This is a genomic window from uncultured Lactobacillus sp. (assembly GCF_945290125.1).
GTDB lineage: Bacteria > Bacillota > Bacilli > Lactobacillales > Lactobacillaceae > Lactobacillus > Lactobacillus rizhaonensis.
In genome coordinates this window covers 1-14,047 of sequence record NZ_CALYQV010000003.1, presented here as the reverse complement: position 1 = coordinate 14,047, position 14,047 = coordinate 1, and the positions used below count along the sequence as shown (strand labels likewise).

Here is a 14,047-nt window from a genome sequence, read left to right as displayed (position 1 = left end):
TTTACTAGATTGAATTAGTGCGGCGGAGAATAATTTCTCCGCTTTTTTACTAAATTTTAAGGTGAATAATGGGAATATTTTTTAAATTAGGTTGGTTTTTTAAAAAAGAAAAAATGCGTTACCTCATCGGTATTACATTTTTAGCACTTACATCTGTTGTAAATTTAGTACCACCAAGAATATTAGGCTTAATGGCAGATCAATTGGATAAGGGTCACATTAGCTGGCAAAAATATGGTCTGTTAATTTTAGCTATTATTTTGTCAGCCCTTTTGCTATATGGTTTTCGCTATTTTTGGCGTAGACAAATATGGGGTGGAGCTGCTGAACTTGAATTACAATTGAGATCGAAATTATTTGATCACTTTATGGCAATGGATCGTACTTTTTATCAACGTCACAGAACCGGCGACCTGATGGCTCATGCAACAAATGATGTTTCAGCTGTCCAGGAAGTTGCTGGTGAAGGCGTTTTAACTTTGGTGGATTCTCTTATCATGAGTGTATCGACTATGGTTGCTATGATTGCATTTGTTGATTGGCGCCTAACGATTGTTGCCCTTTTGCCATTACCATTTCTAGCTTGGGGAGCTTGGAAATTAGGTGACAGACTCCACGATGCATTTGACAAATCCCAGGCAGCTTTTTCAAAGCTGAATAATAAAACTCAAGAATCGGTTTCAGGTATCAAAGTTTTAAAAACATTTGGTCAGGGTAAAGAAGATACTGCAGCTTTTGACCAGATGGTTGAAGACACCATTAAAATTAATAAACAAGTTTTCAAATGGGATTCATTATTTGATCCCTTGGGGACATTGCTTATTGGTTTAACCTATACTATTACCATTATTTATGGTGGTCTATTAGTTTTTAATAAAGCTCTTACCATTGGTCAACTGGTTTCTTTTATTGCATATATTGGCAATATGGTTTGGCCAATGTTTGCGATTGGCTATCTTTTTAACATCTTAGAGCGTGGTAGTGCCAGTTACGACCGTATAGAAAAGTTACTTGAAGAAAAATCAGAAATTACTGATAAATATGCAGATCAAAAGATTTCGGCTAAGGATATAGCAGGAGATCTTGATTATCATGTTAGATTTTTCGCATATCCGGATGAACCAAATGTCCAAGTGCTGAATAATATTAATTTTACTCTAAAAATGGGACAGACTCTGGGACTTGTTGGTAAAGTTGGAGCGGGCAAGACAACTATAATTCAACTTTTGCTAAGAGAATTTGATAAGTATGATGGTCATATAACTCTAAATGGGTATGATATTAGAGAAATTCCACTAAATGTTTTATTGCGGCAAATTTCTTACGTACCACAGGATAATTACTTATTTTCTACTAGCATTCAAAAGAACATTGCATTTTCAAATGCAGACAGTGATAAGAATGCAATTATTACTGCTGCAAAAAAGAGTGATTTACACAATGATATTTTAGAAATGCCTGGAGGCTACAATACCTTGGTTGGTGAAAATGGTGTTTCACTTTCTGGTGGTCAAAAGCAAAGGATGTCAATTGCTAGAGCGTTACTTAAGCACAGTCAGATATTAGTTTTGGATGATGCTTTATCTGCTGTTGATGCCAGAACAGAAATGGCCATTTTGCATTCCTTAAAGAAAGAAAGAAAAGGCAAGACAACTTTGATTGCGACGCACAGACTTACCTCTGTTATGAATGCCGATTTAATTTTAGTATTAAAAGACGGTCGCATTGTTGAAAGGGGTACTCACGATCAGTTACTCAAACTTAATGGCTGGTACGCTGATATGTGGCAAAGACAGGAATTAGAAGACAAGGTGGGTGAAAAAGATGGATGATGAAAACTCATTTCAATCAGTTTGGTCTCAAGAAATACCGGTAAAAGAACAGCTCAGTATTTTTAAACGCCTTTTGCGTTTCGTAATGCATTTTAAGAACGAAATGATTATTGCTGGAGTTGGAGCGCTTTTAGTAAGTATTATTAATGTTCTCTTGCCTTATGGTTTACAGTATTTTTTAGATAACTTTTTGGTAAAAGCTGATGTAACTACTCAAATAATATTATTTGCTGGTTTTCTCTATGCTTTTGGTTCAGTTGTCAAAGGAATTTTGCAATTCACTTATGAGTATTTCTTTGCATTAGGTTCTGAGAAATCCCTTGAAGGCTTGCGTGCGGAATTATATCAAAAATTACATACTCTGGGTATGCGCTACTTTGATCAAACACCGGCTGGATCGATAGTTTCAAGAGTAACTAATGATACTATGACATTGAGTAACTTTCTTACCGTTTTATCCAGTGTGGTAATGTCATTTTTCTCAATTATTTCGGCCATGGTGGCAATGTTTTCTACAAATGTGACAGCGGGGCTAATAGTATTGGCTTTTCTGCCTTTACTTTTGGTAATTATATGGCAATATTCTAAAAGAAGTTCCAAACTTTATCGCAGTTATCGTGAGCGACTGAGTCGTATTAATACCAATTTGAATGAATCAATCGAGGGGGTTTCGTTAATCCAGCAGTTTAAGCAAGAAAAACGTATGACTAATCATTTTGAAGATGAAAATACAGCTTTAATGAAAACCAGATTCAATATGATTAATCTTAATTCTCTTTTACTTTCGCCTTTGACTAGTTTATTGTATTCTCTTGCTCTAGCTTTAACTTTAATGTATTTTGGGTTTCCATTAAGGGAAACTTTTGTACCAGCTGGTGTGGTTTATGCATTTTCACAATACATCTCACAGTTTTTCAATCCAATCGCTAATATGATGGATCAAATGACTTTCTTCCAGGATGGTATTGTTGCGGGAAAAAGAATTTTCCGTATTTTAGATAATACTGACTATGAACCTAAACAAAATGCTGAAGATGGATTGACAATAAATCAAGGAAAAATTGAGTTTAAGCATGTCAGCTTTTCTTATGATGGCAAAAACAAAATTTTGCATGATATTTCTTTTACAGTTAATCCAGGAGAAACTCTCGGCATTGTAGGTCATACTGGCTCCGGTAAAAGTTCAATTATAAATGTGATGATGCGATTTTATGAATTCTATCAGGGTGAAGTCCTAATTGACGGTGTAGATATCAAAAAGTACCCTAAAGCAGAATTACGTAAAAAGCTGGGGCTAGTGTTGCAAGAACCATTCATGTTTTATGGGGATATAAACTCTAATATCCGTCTTTATAATAAAGATATTACGGATGAACAAATAAAAAAGGCTGCTGAAACTGTCCAAGCGGACGGCTTTATTGAAAATCTTCCTGGTAAATACCATGCAAAAGTGGGTGAAGGAGGAAGTGAATTTAGCCAAGGACAAAGACAACTTATTTCATTTGCTCGTACATTAGTTACTGACCCCAAAATTTTAGTTTTAGATGAAGCTACAGCAAATGTTGATACTGAAACCGAAACGCTTATTCAACAGGGATTAAAACGGCTTCGTAAGGGTCGTACTACTCTGGCTATTGCGCACAGACTTTCAACTATTGTGGATGCAGATCAAATTATTGTATTAAATGATGGCAAAATCGTTGAAAGAGGCAATCACGAAGAGCTCCTTTCACAAAAGGGTTATTATTATAACTTGTATACTTTACAGAACAATCAAAAGTAAAAACGGTAGTTGATAAAAAGCTTTGATAAAACCTCCAAATTAGTTAAATTTGGAGGTTTTATTGTGTCTATTTTTAATAAAAGAAACCAAATTTAAAGCTTTTATTTTCTAGGATTATAGGAGATTGATTGAAACTTTTAATGCCCTTTAACTTATAAAATATTTATATACGTTATAAATATATACACTATTGACAGCGTTTGCAGTATAGAGTAAATTAATTTATAAGCATAGGATACTATGCTTTTTAGTAAGAAGGGAATTATAATGGAATATCATAAAATCAATGAAACTGATTTGGAAAATTTAAGAAAATTTATCTCAGATCCAGAAAGATTTATTACTAAACCCACAAAGCACTGGGATCATGACCAATTTCGTACTGTAAGGGCAATGCCAGATTTGGTAATTCAACCGACGACTAATGAAGAAGTCATGAACGTTGTTAAATATGCAAGTGACAACTCAATACCTTTAGTTCCAAGAGGTAATTCAACCGGCTTGATGGGAGCTAACTTGACAGTTGATGGCGGAATTTCACTAGATATGGTCAAGATGAATAAGATTTTAGAATACGATCCTGAAAACTTGACAATGACAGTTCAAGCAGGAATTAGGCTGAAAGATTTGGATGAGTTTTGTGCTGATAAACCATTTGTATATATGCCAGCACCTGCTATGCATTGGGCTACAATAGGAGGCAATGTTTCAACAAATGCCGGTGGTCTTAAGGCAATTAAGTATGGCGTAACGAGAGAGCATATTCGTGAGATCAAAGCTGTTTTGACAAATGGCAAATTATATAAATTTGGCTCAAAAGCAGTTAAATCATCGTCAGGTTATTCGCTGAAAGATTTATTTATCGGTGCTGAAGGTACTCTTGGAGTTATAACAGAAGTTACAATTCGTTTATATCCAAAACCTCACAAGTCAATAAATGCAATTATTCCATTTCCAACTCTAAATGATGCAATTAAATCCGTTCCGGCCATTCTAAGATCAGGTGTTGTGCCCACAACAGTTGAATTTATGGGACGCAAAGTAATTAAATTATGGGAATCATATGCTAAAGATGAATTTCCACTTAAACAAGGCGATGGCTTCATCATGATTGGTATTGATGCCTTTACTGAAGATGAGTGGAAGGCGGAACTGAAGGAAACTTTAGAAGTAGTAAAGCCGTTTAAAGCTGAAAAAGCTGTTGTCCTGGGTGCTGATTCTGAAGAAGCGAAGAAAATATGGAAATGTCGTGAAGAATTGCTTTTAGCTATTCAAAAGTCCACTCCAAAAATGGACGAAATTGATGTTTGTGTACCAATAAATCACATTCCTGTAGTTTTGGATCGTATTGAAGAACTTGAACAGGAACTAAATATTCGCATTCCAAACTTTGGCCATGCTGGTGATGGTAACCTGCATATCTATCTTTGCTCTGACAATATGACAGATAAAGAATATGTCAAGACTAGCGATAAGGTTATTTCTGAACTATATAAGACTGCTAAATCTCTTGATGGTAATATGTCAGGTGAACACGGAATTGGTTATGCCAGAGCAAATTACTTTGAAGACTTTTACGGCGAAGAATATACTGATTTATTACGTAAAGTTAAAAAGCTATTTGACCCTAATTATGTTATCAATCCAGGAAAAATTTTTGAGCCTTAAAATTTTTTCTGTTTTTTAACAATAAAAAAAGCTGATAAGTTTTGTTTTATCAGCTTTTTTGTATGTAATAATTTTTTACTTGTTTAACATATATTTCCTAGTCATAGGCAAATTTTTACCAGATGGTCCTTTGGTAATGAGATATTGCACAACATCAATATTTCCAGATTCAAAAGAAGCAGCGCAAGCCTGTAAGTACAGATCCCACATTCGGGTAAAACGTTTGCCCATATTCTTTTGAATTTGATCTCGTTTGCTGTTGAAGTTACGATCCCAAATTTCCAAAGTTTTTTGATAATGCCTTCTTAGCATTTCGATGTCTGCAATTTGCATATCATTTTCAATAATATGGTCAATATTTTCGGCTAAACCAGGAATATAACCACCTGGGAAAATGTACTTATTGAGCCAAGCATTTTTAGCACCACCTTGCTGGCGCGTTATGCCGTGAATTAAAGCGACTCCGTCCTTTTTTAAGTATTTCGCAATATCTCCGAAGTATTGCCCTAAGTTTTCTTTACCGACGTGTTCAAACATGCCGACAGAAGTTACATAGTCCCACTGTTGATTGCCTAATTCACGATAGTCCTCTAACCTGACCTCGGCAACATCTTGTAAGTTTTGGTCATATATTTTCTTTTGCACTAACTTATATTGTTCTTCACTCAGGGTTACACCTGTCACTTTCAGCCCATATTCTTTTGCAGCTAACAGCATGAGTGTCCCCCAACCACAACCAATATCAAGTAAAGTTTTTCCTTTTTCCGGATTTAATTTATTTAAAATATGATGTATTTTTGCCAACTGTGCAGTTTCAAGGTCATCATTTTCATTTTCAAAATAAGCACAGGAATAAGTTAAAGTAGGGTCGAGCCATAGTTTGTAAAAATCATTACCTATATCATAATGACTTTGAACGTCTTTTTCGCTTTGTTCTTCAGTATGCTTTTCTTTCGGCAAAAATTTACGGAATTTACTAGAACGCAAAAAGCTTCCCGCACTTTCATAAGCTCCGCATATTAATTTTTGCAAACTTCCTTTAATCTCAATTTTTTTATCCATGTATGCTTCTCCAAGAGCTAAAGAAGCATTTTTAGAAATAGCGCTCGTTGGGATTTTCTCGTTAAAAATAATCTCAATACTCGGGGTACCGTTTCCATATATTTCGCTTTTACCGTCCCAGTAGGTCACTTTAACAGGGAACGGAAAAGACTTACTTAACATTGTTCTATAAAAAGTTTTTTCCAACAATTTTCAAAATCCTCCGTCTGAAATTTTTACACTAATATTCTAACACCGGAATAAAATAATATTTATGTAAAGCCATATCTTTTTATTGAGGATGGTAATGAAAATTTGGGTTCTGTTCATAATCAATTTTATCCCAGGCTTTTTTCAATTTATTATCTATTTGTGCTTCATTTTCGTGAGTAAGCTTAGTTTTACGATCAACCATAAATGGTTCACCAAAACAAATTTCCAAAGGTTGCCGTTTTAACAATCCGGTAAATGTCAGGGGCCCTTGATAAACAACGGGGACTATAGGCTTTTTTGACAGCTTGGCAATGGCAATAGTACCACCCTTCATTTCGGCTGAATGTCTGGTACCTGATGGAAATATGATTAAAGAAAAGTTTCCGTTTTTCAAGCCCTTAATTGGTGTTTTTAAAGCTGAAGGTCCAGGATGTTTCCGATCGACGGGAAAAGCATGAGCGTGCTTTAAGATAAAGCGCAATATGGGATTTTTGAATAATTCTATCTTAGCCATAAACATAAATTCTTTAGGACTAGCGGCAAGTGCAAACAATATTGGTTCCCACCATGTTCTGTGCGGTGCTGCTAAAATATAGTTGCCTTCTGGAATTCTTTCTTTATGATTAACGTGTAGATGTCCGTTTAATAGCCAAACTATAAAGCGAGCTACGGGACGAATAAAATGATAGAACATAATTTCCTCCAATTGATGTAGAATATTATAACAAAGCTGAGGAAGAGGACAAATTTTTATGGCAAAATTATTGAAAAATGAACGCATTGATTATATGTATAGTGATGATTTACGAATTATTCAAAATAAAACCTCTTTTAGTTTTTCTTTAGATACGCTGTTATTAGCGGCAGCCGCAAAAAATGCTATCAAAGACAGTTCTAAAGTAGCTGATTTATGTGCCGGCAATTGTGCAGCTACAATGTACATGGCTTTTTTTAATCGTGCTAAATATGATGCAATTGAAATTCAAAAAGAAGTGGCATCACAGGCAAGACGATCTATTGCATTAAACCATATGGAAAACAGGATTCAAGTTTTTCAAGAAAATGTTAAGGATGCCCCGAAATTTTTAAGAAAAGATTCTTATGATGTTATTGTCGTAAATCCACCGTATTTTAAAGTGGCACCAAACCATAAAGTCAATCCTGATCCAGCAAAAGCCATTGCTAGACACGAGATCTTAATTAATCTTGAAGAAATAATTGCAGTGGCGAGCGGCCTGCTTAAGATGAAGGGAAAAATGTTTATGGTTCATAGACCTGAGCGGTTAAACGAAATTGCTTATTTTTGTCTTCAGCATGATTTGAGTATTAAAGTGATTCAACCTTACGTTTCCCACCGTGGAGAAGACTGCAATTTGATAATTATTGAAGCAGTTAAGCATACAGGTAGCGACGGATTAGTGTTAAAAGATGCAATTGAGGTACACGATCAACAAGGCAATTATCTTCCTGCTATTCAGTGTATCATTCGTGAGACTGAACAAGATAAGGTCAAAAGGAAAAAATTAAAAAAATACTTTTTTTATGTTTTGTTGTGTAGTGATGGCAGCTTTTATGGGGGCTTTACGGACGATCTATTAAAAAGATTAGAGGCTCATAACAACGGTAAGGGTGCTAAATATACTAAATCACGCAGACCGGTAAAATTAATTTATCATGAAGGATTTCAAGATAAAAATTTGGCACTTAAGAGAGAATATTGGTTTAAACACCATAACAGGTTATGGAAAGAAAAATTTTTAAAAGAGCATAAAGTTAACTTTTAGCCTTGCATCTTCAGCAATAATCTAGTATTATTTTAACGTATGCGTTTTAGCATATAATTAAAAAACATCAAGAGCGATCGGTATTTTGGTGCCACACAATGGTGAAATACTGAAATGACCGCTTGAGAGGATTAAAACCGTAGGAGGAATTTAATATGTCAGTAGTTTCAATGAAACAATTGCTTGAAGCTGGTGTCCATTTTGGTCACCAAACCAGAAGATGGGATCCTAAGATGGCTCCTTATATCTTCACCCAAAGAAATGGTATTTACATCATTGATTTGCAAAAAACCATCAAAATGTTGGATGATGCTTATGCCTTTGTTAGAGCTGTTGCCCAAAATGGCGGAGTTATTCTTTTTGTTGGTACTAAGAAGCAAGCACAAGATTCAATTGCTGAGGAAGCTACTCGTGCTGGTCAATACTACGTTAACCAACGTTGGTTAGGTGGTACCTTGACTAACTGGAAGACTATCCAAAGCCGAGTACAAAGATTAAAAGATTTGAAGAAGATGTCAGAAGATGGCACATTTGATGTGTTGCCAAAGAAGGAAGCCTCTCTTTTGACTAAAGAAAAGGATAAATTGGAAAGATTCTTAGGTGGTATTGAAGATATGCCTAGAATTCCTGACGTTTTATTCGTAGTTGATCCTAAGAAAGAAAAGATTGCTGTTCACGAAGCTAACATTCTTGGTATTCCTGTTGTTGCTATGGTTGACACTAATACTGATCCAGATCCAGTTGACGTAGTCATTCCTGCAAATGATGACGCTATCCGTGCAATTCGTTTAATTACTGGTGCCATGGCTGACGCTGTTATTGAAGGTAAACAAGGTCAAGATGACGATGATGCCGAGGCTGAAATGGCTAAGGGTGCAGAAGAAAAGCATGCTGATACTGAAAATGATGCAGAAAAAGCAGTAGAAGCTGAAGAAACTTCTGACGCAGATGAAGACTAGTTTTTAATTATCAATAAGTTTTTATTTGGAAGGGAAAATAATGGCAAGTATTACTGCTAAACAAGTAAAAGAATTACGTGACCGCACCGGTGCTGGCATGATGGATTCCAAGAAGGCTTTGGTTAAAGCTGATGGTGATATTGAAAAAGCAATTGACATTTTAAGAGAAAATGGCGTTGCTAAAGCTGCGAAGAAGAGTGGTCGTATCGCAGCCGAAGGTCTTGCTGAATATGCTTTTGATGGCAACAATGCAGTTGTGGTTGAAGTCAACTCAGAAACTGACTTTGTTTCATCTAATGATAAGTTCATTAAGTTGGTAGACGATGTTACCAAAGCTATTTTGGCAGCGAAACCAGCAAATGTTGACGAGGCATTGAAAGCTCCGCTAGGTGATTCAACAATTGGTGATGCTATCACTAATTTAACAGCAGTTATTGGTGAAAAAATCACTTTAAGAAGATTTGATTTAATTACTAAAAATGATGATGAAGTCTTTGGTGCTTACAAGCATAATGGTGGTGCAATTGTTGCGCTTGTTACCTTAAAAGGAAACAGTGAAGAAGCAGCTAAGAATATTGCCATGCATGTTGCTGCAATTAATCCAGAATACTTGAATAAAGATTCTGTACCAAAGGCTGACTTTGATCGTCAAAAAGAAGTTTTCACTAAGGAAACTGAAAATGAAGGCAAGCCTGCTAAGATTATTCCTAAAATTGTTGAAGGTAGAGTAAACAAGTATCTTAGTGAAATTTGTTTAGTAGACCAACCTTATGTTAAAGATGGCGACATGACTGTAGCAGAATATGCTAAATCAGAAGGCTGCGAAGTTGACGGATATAAGCGCTATGAAGTTGGCGAAGGTATTGAAAAGAAGCAAGAAGACTTTGCTGCCGAAGTAAAAGAACAAATGAAATAGATAATTTCAATAATCTTATCTAATAAAAAGCTCTTATCTGTATGGATGAGAGCTTTTTTGTATACTGTTGAATGCTTATTTTAAGGTAGCAAAAATCTTTATCAAGACTAAACGGTAAGAAAAGTAATATAATATATAGAATTAAGCAGCTATCTAAACAAAAAAATTAAATTTTGTTTTATTTTAAGGAGGGTATACATTTATTGCTAAATTTCTATTAGAATTCAAACAATAAAGTGCAGTATTTAATAAAAGATAAAATTTTGCTTTTTACTAGATTTATTTAAAACGAGGAGATATTCATGGGTTTTTGGGTTATGGTTCTTTCTCTAATTTTTGGAGCAATTTTAATATATTTCAGCTTTGCTAGTCGGTTTTCTAAAACAATAAAGTATATTGCTTTTTGAGCAGGATTCCTACTAATAGCAGGAGCTGTTTTCTTGTCTACACCGGATGGAGCTGAATTTGTCATGAAAATTACATAGGAGATAGAAATGTATTTAATCTAATAAAGCTTTTATAAGATTAGTTTTGTATCTTGATGCAATAGCAGCAAGATATTTTTGTTTATAAAAAATTGTGACTTTTATCACTTATCATCTTGACGATGAAGTAACTTCATCAATTAAAATAAATTTGTAAAAATATTTGATAAGGAGAAATAAAAATGACTAAGAAATCATTTGTAGGTAAAGGTCAGGGTTTTAAGAGTCAAATAGTTTTAAAAGGAGAATTTGCTGACAATAAATTAAGTGAAATAGAGTTAGTTTCAAGTGGTGAAACCAAAGATGTCGGTGAAAAAGCCCTACCAAAACTTGTAGATGCTGCAAATAAAAGTAAAAAATTTCAAGTTGATGTGATTTCTGGAGCATCAAGAACTTCTAAGGGCTTTAACGAAGCTCTAAAGGATATTGAGAATCAGTTAAATGGTGTAGAAGTCGGAACAGAAACTACTGTAAAAGATGGTAATTATACAGTTGAAGTAAAGTCTTTTAAAGAAAACCAGGGACTGCCTGGTACTGGCAGGGCGTTGATCAATGTCACATTTAAAGATAATAGAATAACAAATATTGCTGTACCAGAATATACTGATACCCCAGTAATTGGTGGTATGGCATTTGATTTGCTAAAAAATAAAATAATCGAAAATCAGTCTACTGCTGTTGATGTGATCACTAGTGCGACAGTATCTTCAAATGCATACCTTTCTGGTATTGAAAAGGCAATTTCAAAAGCGGGCGGCAATCCTCAATCTTTTGCAAATCGTAAAATTCAAAAGCCCATTGCTAAACATAAGGAAATACATACAGATATTATAGCTATTGGAGCAGGGCTATCAGGATTTAGTGCAGCAATTGAAGCAGCAGATGAAGGGGCTAAAGTAATCCTTCTTGAAGCGGGACAAACTTATAGCAGTTCTACTACCCGTGCTCAAGGATTTGTCATGGGTGCTGATACGGATGAACAAAAGAGAAGGGGGATTAAGGACTCAGCCGATGACTTTTATAATGATTTAATGACTGTCTATGGTGATGAGCCAAATATTGAGCCCAAATTGTTACGCAAGCTAGCTAATGAGTCTGCAGATTATATTTCGTTTTTAGAAAAACAGGGAATAAAATGGGATAAAGTGGTTAATATAGCTCCTAAAAAGCCAAGATTAACTAAACGTGCTCACACTATCAAAGGTATGGGAACAACTTTAATTCATACTCTGGTTGATTCAGCTAAAGCCAAAGGTATAGATCTGCGATTGGGAATAAAAGTAGATGAGCTAATCGTAAAAGATGGAAAAGTTAAAGGGGTTAAAGCAACTAATGTAGATGGTGATAAACTGACCATCTATGCGTCAGCGGTAATAATTGGAACAGGATCTTATACCGCAAACAAGGCAAAAATTAAAGAACTCAATCCTAAAATGACTAATATAGAGGTAATAGTTGGCAATGGTGATGGATCAGCTTTGAACTTTTTCAAGCAGGTTAATGCCAAAATAGTAAATGTCCCTTATTTGCAATTTATGTATTACTTTTACGGTGTTTCTTTTGGGGATAAATTCCCTGAGGCAATTCCTGAATCTCCTACTTTACCAAACTATGATGTCCTATGTGTTGATGGTGGCGGTCAAAGACTAGTTTCTGAAGATGATTTTACATTTGAGTTTACTAAAAGATGTTGGCGTAATGGTTACGATGAAGGCTATGCCGTTTATGGGCAAAAGACAGCAGAAAAATACCCAGTTATGACTGAATTAGGCCTAACTAAAAAGACAATTCAGGGTAAAAACTTTGGTTATAAAGAAGATAGTATTGAAAAATTAGCTCAAGATGTTGGAATTAAACCTGATAATCTTAAAAGAACTGTCTCAAGGTACAATGCTTTCTGTGAAAAAGGGAAAGATGAGGAATTCCACAAAAATGGAGAGAACATGATTAAAATTACCGCACCGTTTTATATTTTAAGAATGCCACAGATTTGTACTGATGGCTATACTGGAGCAAAAATTAATGAAAAAGGTCAGGTGCTCGATAATACTGAAAAGCCCGTTCCAAGATTATACGCAGCCGGTTCATGTGCTGACAGTGGAGTAATGGGAATCGATTATTTTGGAGATGGTATGTCATTATTAAATTGTGGAGTATTTGGACGCGCTGCAGCTAAAGATGCCGTTTCTAAATTGAATGAAAACTAGTTAAAAAAATTAAAAGACTTTGACAAAATATGTTAAAGTCTTTTTTTCTGCTTTAATATAGCTATAAGCATGCAAAGGAAGTAGAAAAATGATAGATCATAAAGCGTATCCCTATGTCTATACTTCTTCACAGCTGGGTAAGTATTTTGGGATTTCCATTAAGGGCATAGAATATTATGAGAGAAAAAAATTAATCAACCCTAAAAGAGTTGGCAATAATAATCAGAGACAATTTAATTTAAATGATACATATCGAATTTTCATGGCTAGGTATCTTAGTCAGTCGGGTTTAACTCTTAATGACACACTGGATGTATTAAACGCTTCAAATGAACAAATTGCTTTAAAGTTTTTAGTAAAAAATTTGCACGATTCTGAAAAAGAATTTACACGTATCAACGCTTCTATAGAAGTAATGACTCACAACATAAAGCTTTTACAAAAAGTTTTGAACTATCACATTTTTTTTGAAATAATAAAATCACCAACATTAAAAACATTGTTTTTACGAGAAATGGACGGCCCTCATAAAAGTAATCAAGAACAAACAGATGAATATCGCACTTGGAATAAGTTAATGCCAATAACCAATGGCTCAATCCGTTATAGAAAAAAGGATATTTTGAATAAAACATCAAAAATTGAACCAGAAATTGAAATGATTATAAGCGAAAAATATTTCACAGCTTTTGGTTTAAAAAATAGTAATCGTGTTAATACTATCCCTTCCAAAACTTGCTTGCATACAGTTGTAGTGGGTAATGCTCAAAATATTGATAATAAGGGGTGGTTAAATTCTATAAGATCTTATTTAAAAGAAAATAATTATCTTTTAAATGGTGATATCATAACTTCCTTACTTTTAGTTTTAGATAATTCGCAAAAGCATATCAGATATGATGAGGCCTGGATACCAATAAAAAGTAAGTGGTGAAAATAGTAACATAGGAGGAAATTTATTGAGTTTTGGATTATGGTTTTAGGTCTTGCCTTTGGAGCAATATTAATTTATCTTGGTTTTGCTGGTCGGTTTTCTAAAACAACAAAATATATTGCTTTTTTGGTCGGTTTCTTATTAATAGCTGAAGCTATTTTCTTGTCTACTCCAAACGGAGCCGAATTTGTAATGAAAATCAACTGATTTATCATGAAATCGATT

General features: G+C 34.6%; 10 protein-coding genes. 8 read left to right on the top strand and 2 right to left on the bottom strand.

The window, feature by feature from the left end:
- Positions 1–68: 68 nt before the first annotated feature.
- From Q0K80_RS00955 to Q0K80_RS00945, 3 genes are all read left to right on the top strand, one after another.
- Positions 69–1,832, top strand: a complete 1,764-nt coding sequence (locus Q0K80_RS00955) for an ABC transporter transmembrane domain-containing protein (RefSeq protein ID WP_294601892.1) — start codon at positions 69–71, stop codon at positions 1,830–1,832.
- Entirely contained in the window at positions 1,825–3,615 is a 1,791-nt protein-coding gene (locus Q0K80_RS00950) for an ABC transporter ATP-binding protein (RefSeq protein WP_294601890.1), read from the top strand. The genes Q0K80_RS00955 and Q0K80_RS00950 overlap by 8 nt, the downstream gene beginning before the upstream one ends.
- Before the next feature lie 267 nt (positions 3,616–3,882).
- On the top strand, positions 3,883–5,283 hold the full coding sequence (locus Q0K80_RS00945) for an FAD-binding oxidoreductase (RefSeq protein WP_294601888.1): 1,401 nt from the start codon (positions 3,883–3,885) through the stop codon (positions 5,281–5,283).
- 75 nt (positions 5,284–5,358) lie between these two features.
- Here Q0K80_RS00945 and Q0K80_RS00940 read toward each other — a convergent pair whose 3' ends face one another.
- Entirely contained in the window at positions 5,359–6,534 is a 1,176-nt protein-coding gene (locus Q0K80_RS00940) for a cyclopropane-fatty-acyl-phospholipid synthase family protein (protein ID WP_294601886.1), read from the bottom strand.
- A gap of 82 nt (positions 6,535–6,616) precedes the next feature.
- Complete coding sequence (locus Q0K80_RS00935; protein ID WP_294601884.1) at positions 6,617–7,231, bottom strand: 1-acyl-sn-glycerol-3-phosphate acyltransferase; 615 nt, start codon at positions 7,229–7,231, stop codon at positions 6,617–6,619.
- A 58-nt stretch (positions 7,232–7,289) separates the two neighbouring features.
- Between Q0K80_RS00935 and Q0K80_RS00930 the strand changes: the two genes are divergently transcribed.
- The 5 genes from Q0K80_RS00930 to Q0K80_RS00910 all read left to right on the top strand — a co-directional run bounded on the left by Q0K80_RS00930 (position 7,290) and on the right by Q0K80_RS00910 (position 13,822).
- Complete coding sequence (locus tag Q0K80_RS00930; RefSeq protein WP_294601882.1) at positions 7,290–8,321, top strand: GIY-YIG nuclease family protein; 1,032 nt, start codon at positions 7,290–7,292, stop codon at positions 8,319–8,321.
- A 155-nt stretch (positions 8,322–8,476) separates the two neighbouring features.
- Entirely contained in the window at positions 8,477–9,280 is an 804-nt protein-coding gene (gene rpsB / locus Q0K80_RS00925; protein WP_110446199.1) for a 30S ribosomal protein S2, read from the top strand.
- Between the two features lie 40 nt (positions 9,281–9,320).
- Entirely contained in the window at positions 9,321–10,196 is an 876-nt protein-coding gene (tsf, locus tag Q0K80_RS00920) for a translation elongation factor Ts (protein ID WP_294601878.1), read from the top strand.
- 667 nt (positions 10,197–10,863) lie between these two features.
- On the top strand, positions 10,864–12,888 hold the full coding sequence (locus Q0K80_RS00915; RefSeq protein ID WP_294601876.1) for an FAD-dependent oxidoreductase: 2,025 nt from the start codon (positions 10,864–10,866) through the stop codon (positions 12,886–12,888).
- Between the two features lie 88 nt (positions 12,889–12,976).
- Entirely contained in the window at positions 12,977–13,822 is an 846-nt protein-coding gene (locus Q0K80_RS00910; protein ID WP_294601875.1) for a MerR family transcriptional regulator, read from the top strand.
- The last annotated feature ends 225 nt before the right edge of the window (positions 13,823–14,047 follow it).

Excerpts from the sequence above, each read along its gene's own strand:
- rpsB (WP_110446199.1), top strand. The coding sequence starts at position 8,477 with ATGTCAGTAGTTTCAATGAAACAATTGCTTGAAGCTGGTGTCCATTTT.
- Q0K80_RS00950 (WP_294601890.1), top strand. The coding sequence starts at position 1,825 with ATGGATGATGAAAACTCATTTCAATCAGTTTGGTCTCAAGAAATACCG.
- Q0K80_RS00935 (WP_294601884.1), bottom strand. The coding sequence starts at position 7,231 with ATGTTCTATCATTTTATTCGTCCCGTAGCTCGCTTTATAGTTTGGCTA.
- Q0K80_RS00945 (WP_294601888.1), top strand. The coding sequence starts at position 3,883 with ATGGAATATCATAAAATCAATGAAACTGATTTGGAAAATTTAAGAAAA.
- Q0K80_RS00915 (WP_294601876.1), top strand. The coding sequence starts at position 10,864 with ATGACTAAGAAATCATTTGTAGGTAAAGGTCAGGGTTTTAAGAGTCAA.
- Q0K80_RS00955 (WP_294601892.1), top strand. The coding sequence starts at position 69 with ATGGGAATATTTTTTAAATTAGGTTGGTTTTTTAAAAAAGAAAAAATG.
- Q0K80_RS00910 (WP_294601875.1), top strand. The coding sequence starts at position 12,977 with ATGATAGATCATAAAGCGTATCCCTATGTCTATACTTCTTCACAGCTG.
- tsf (WP_294601878.1), top strand. The coding sequence starts at position 9,321 with ATGGCAAGTATTACTGCTAAACAAGTAAAAGAATTACGTGACCGCACC.
- Q0K80_RS00930 (WP_294601882.1), top strand. The coding sequence starts at position 7,290 with ATGGCAAAATTATTGAAAAATGAACGCATTGATTATATGTATAGTGAT.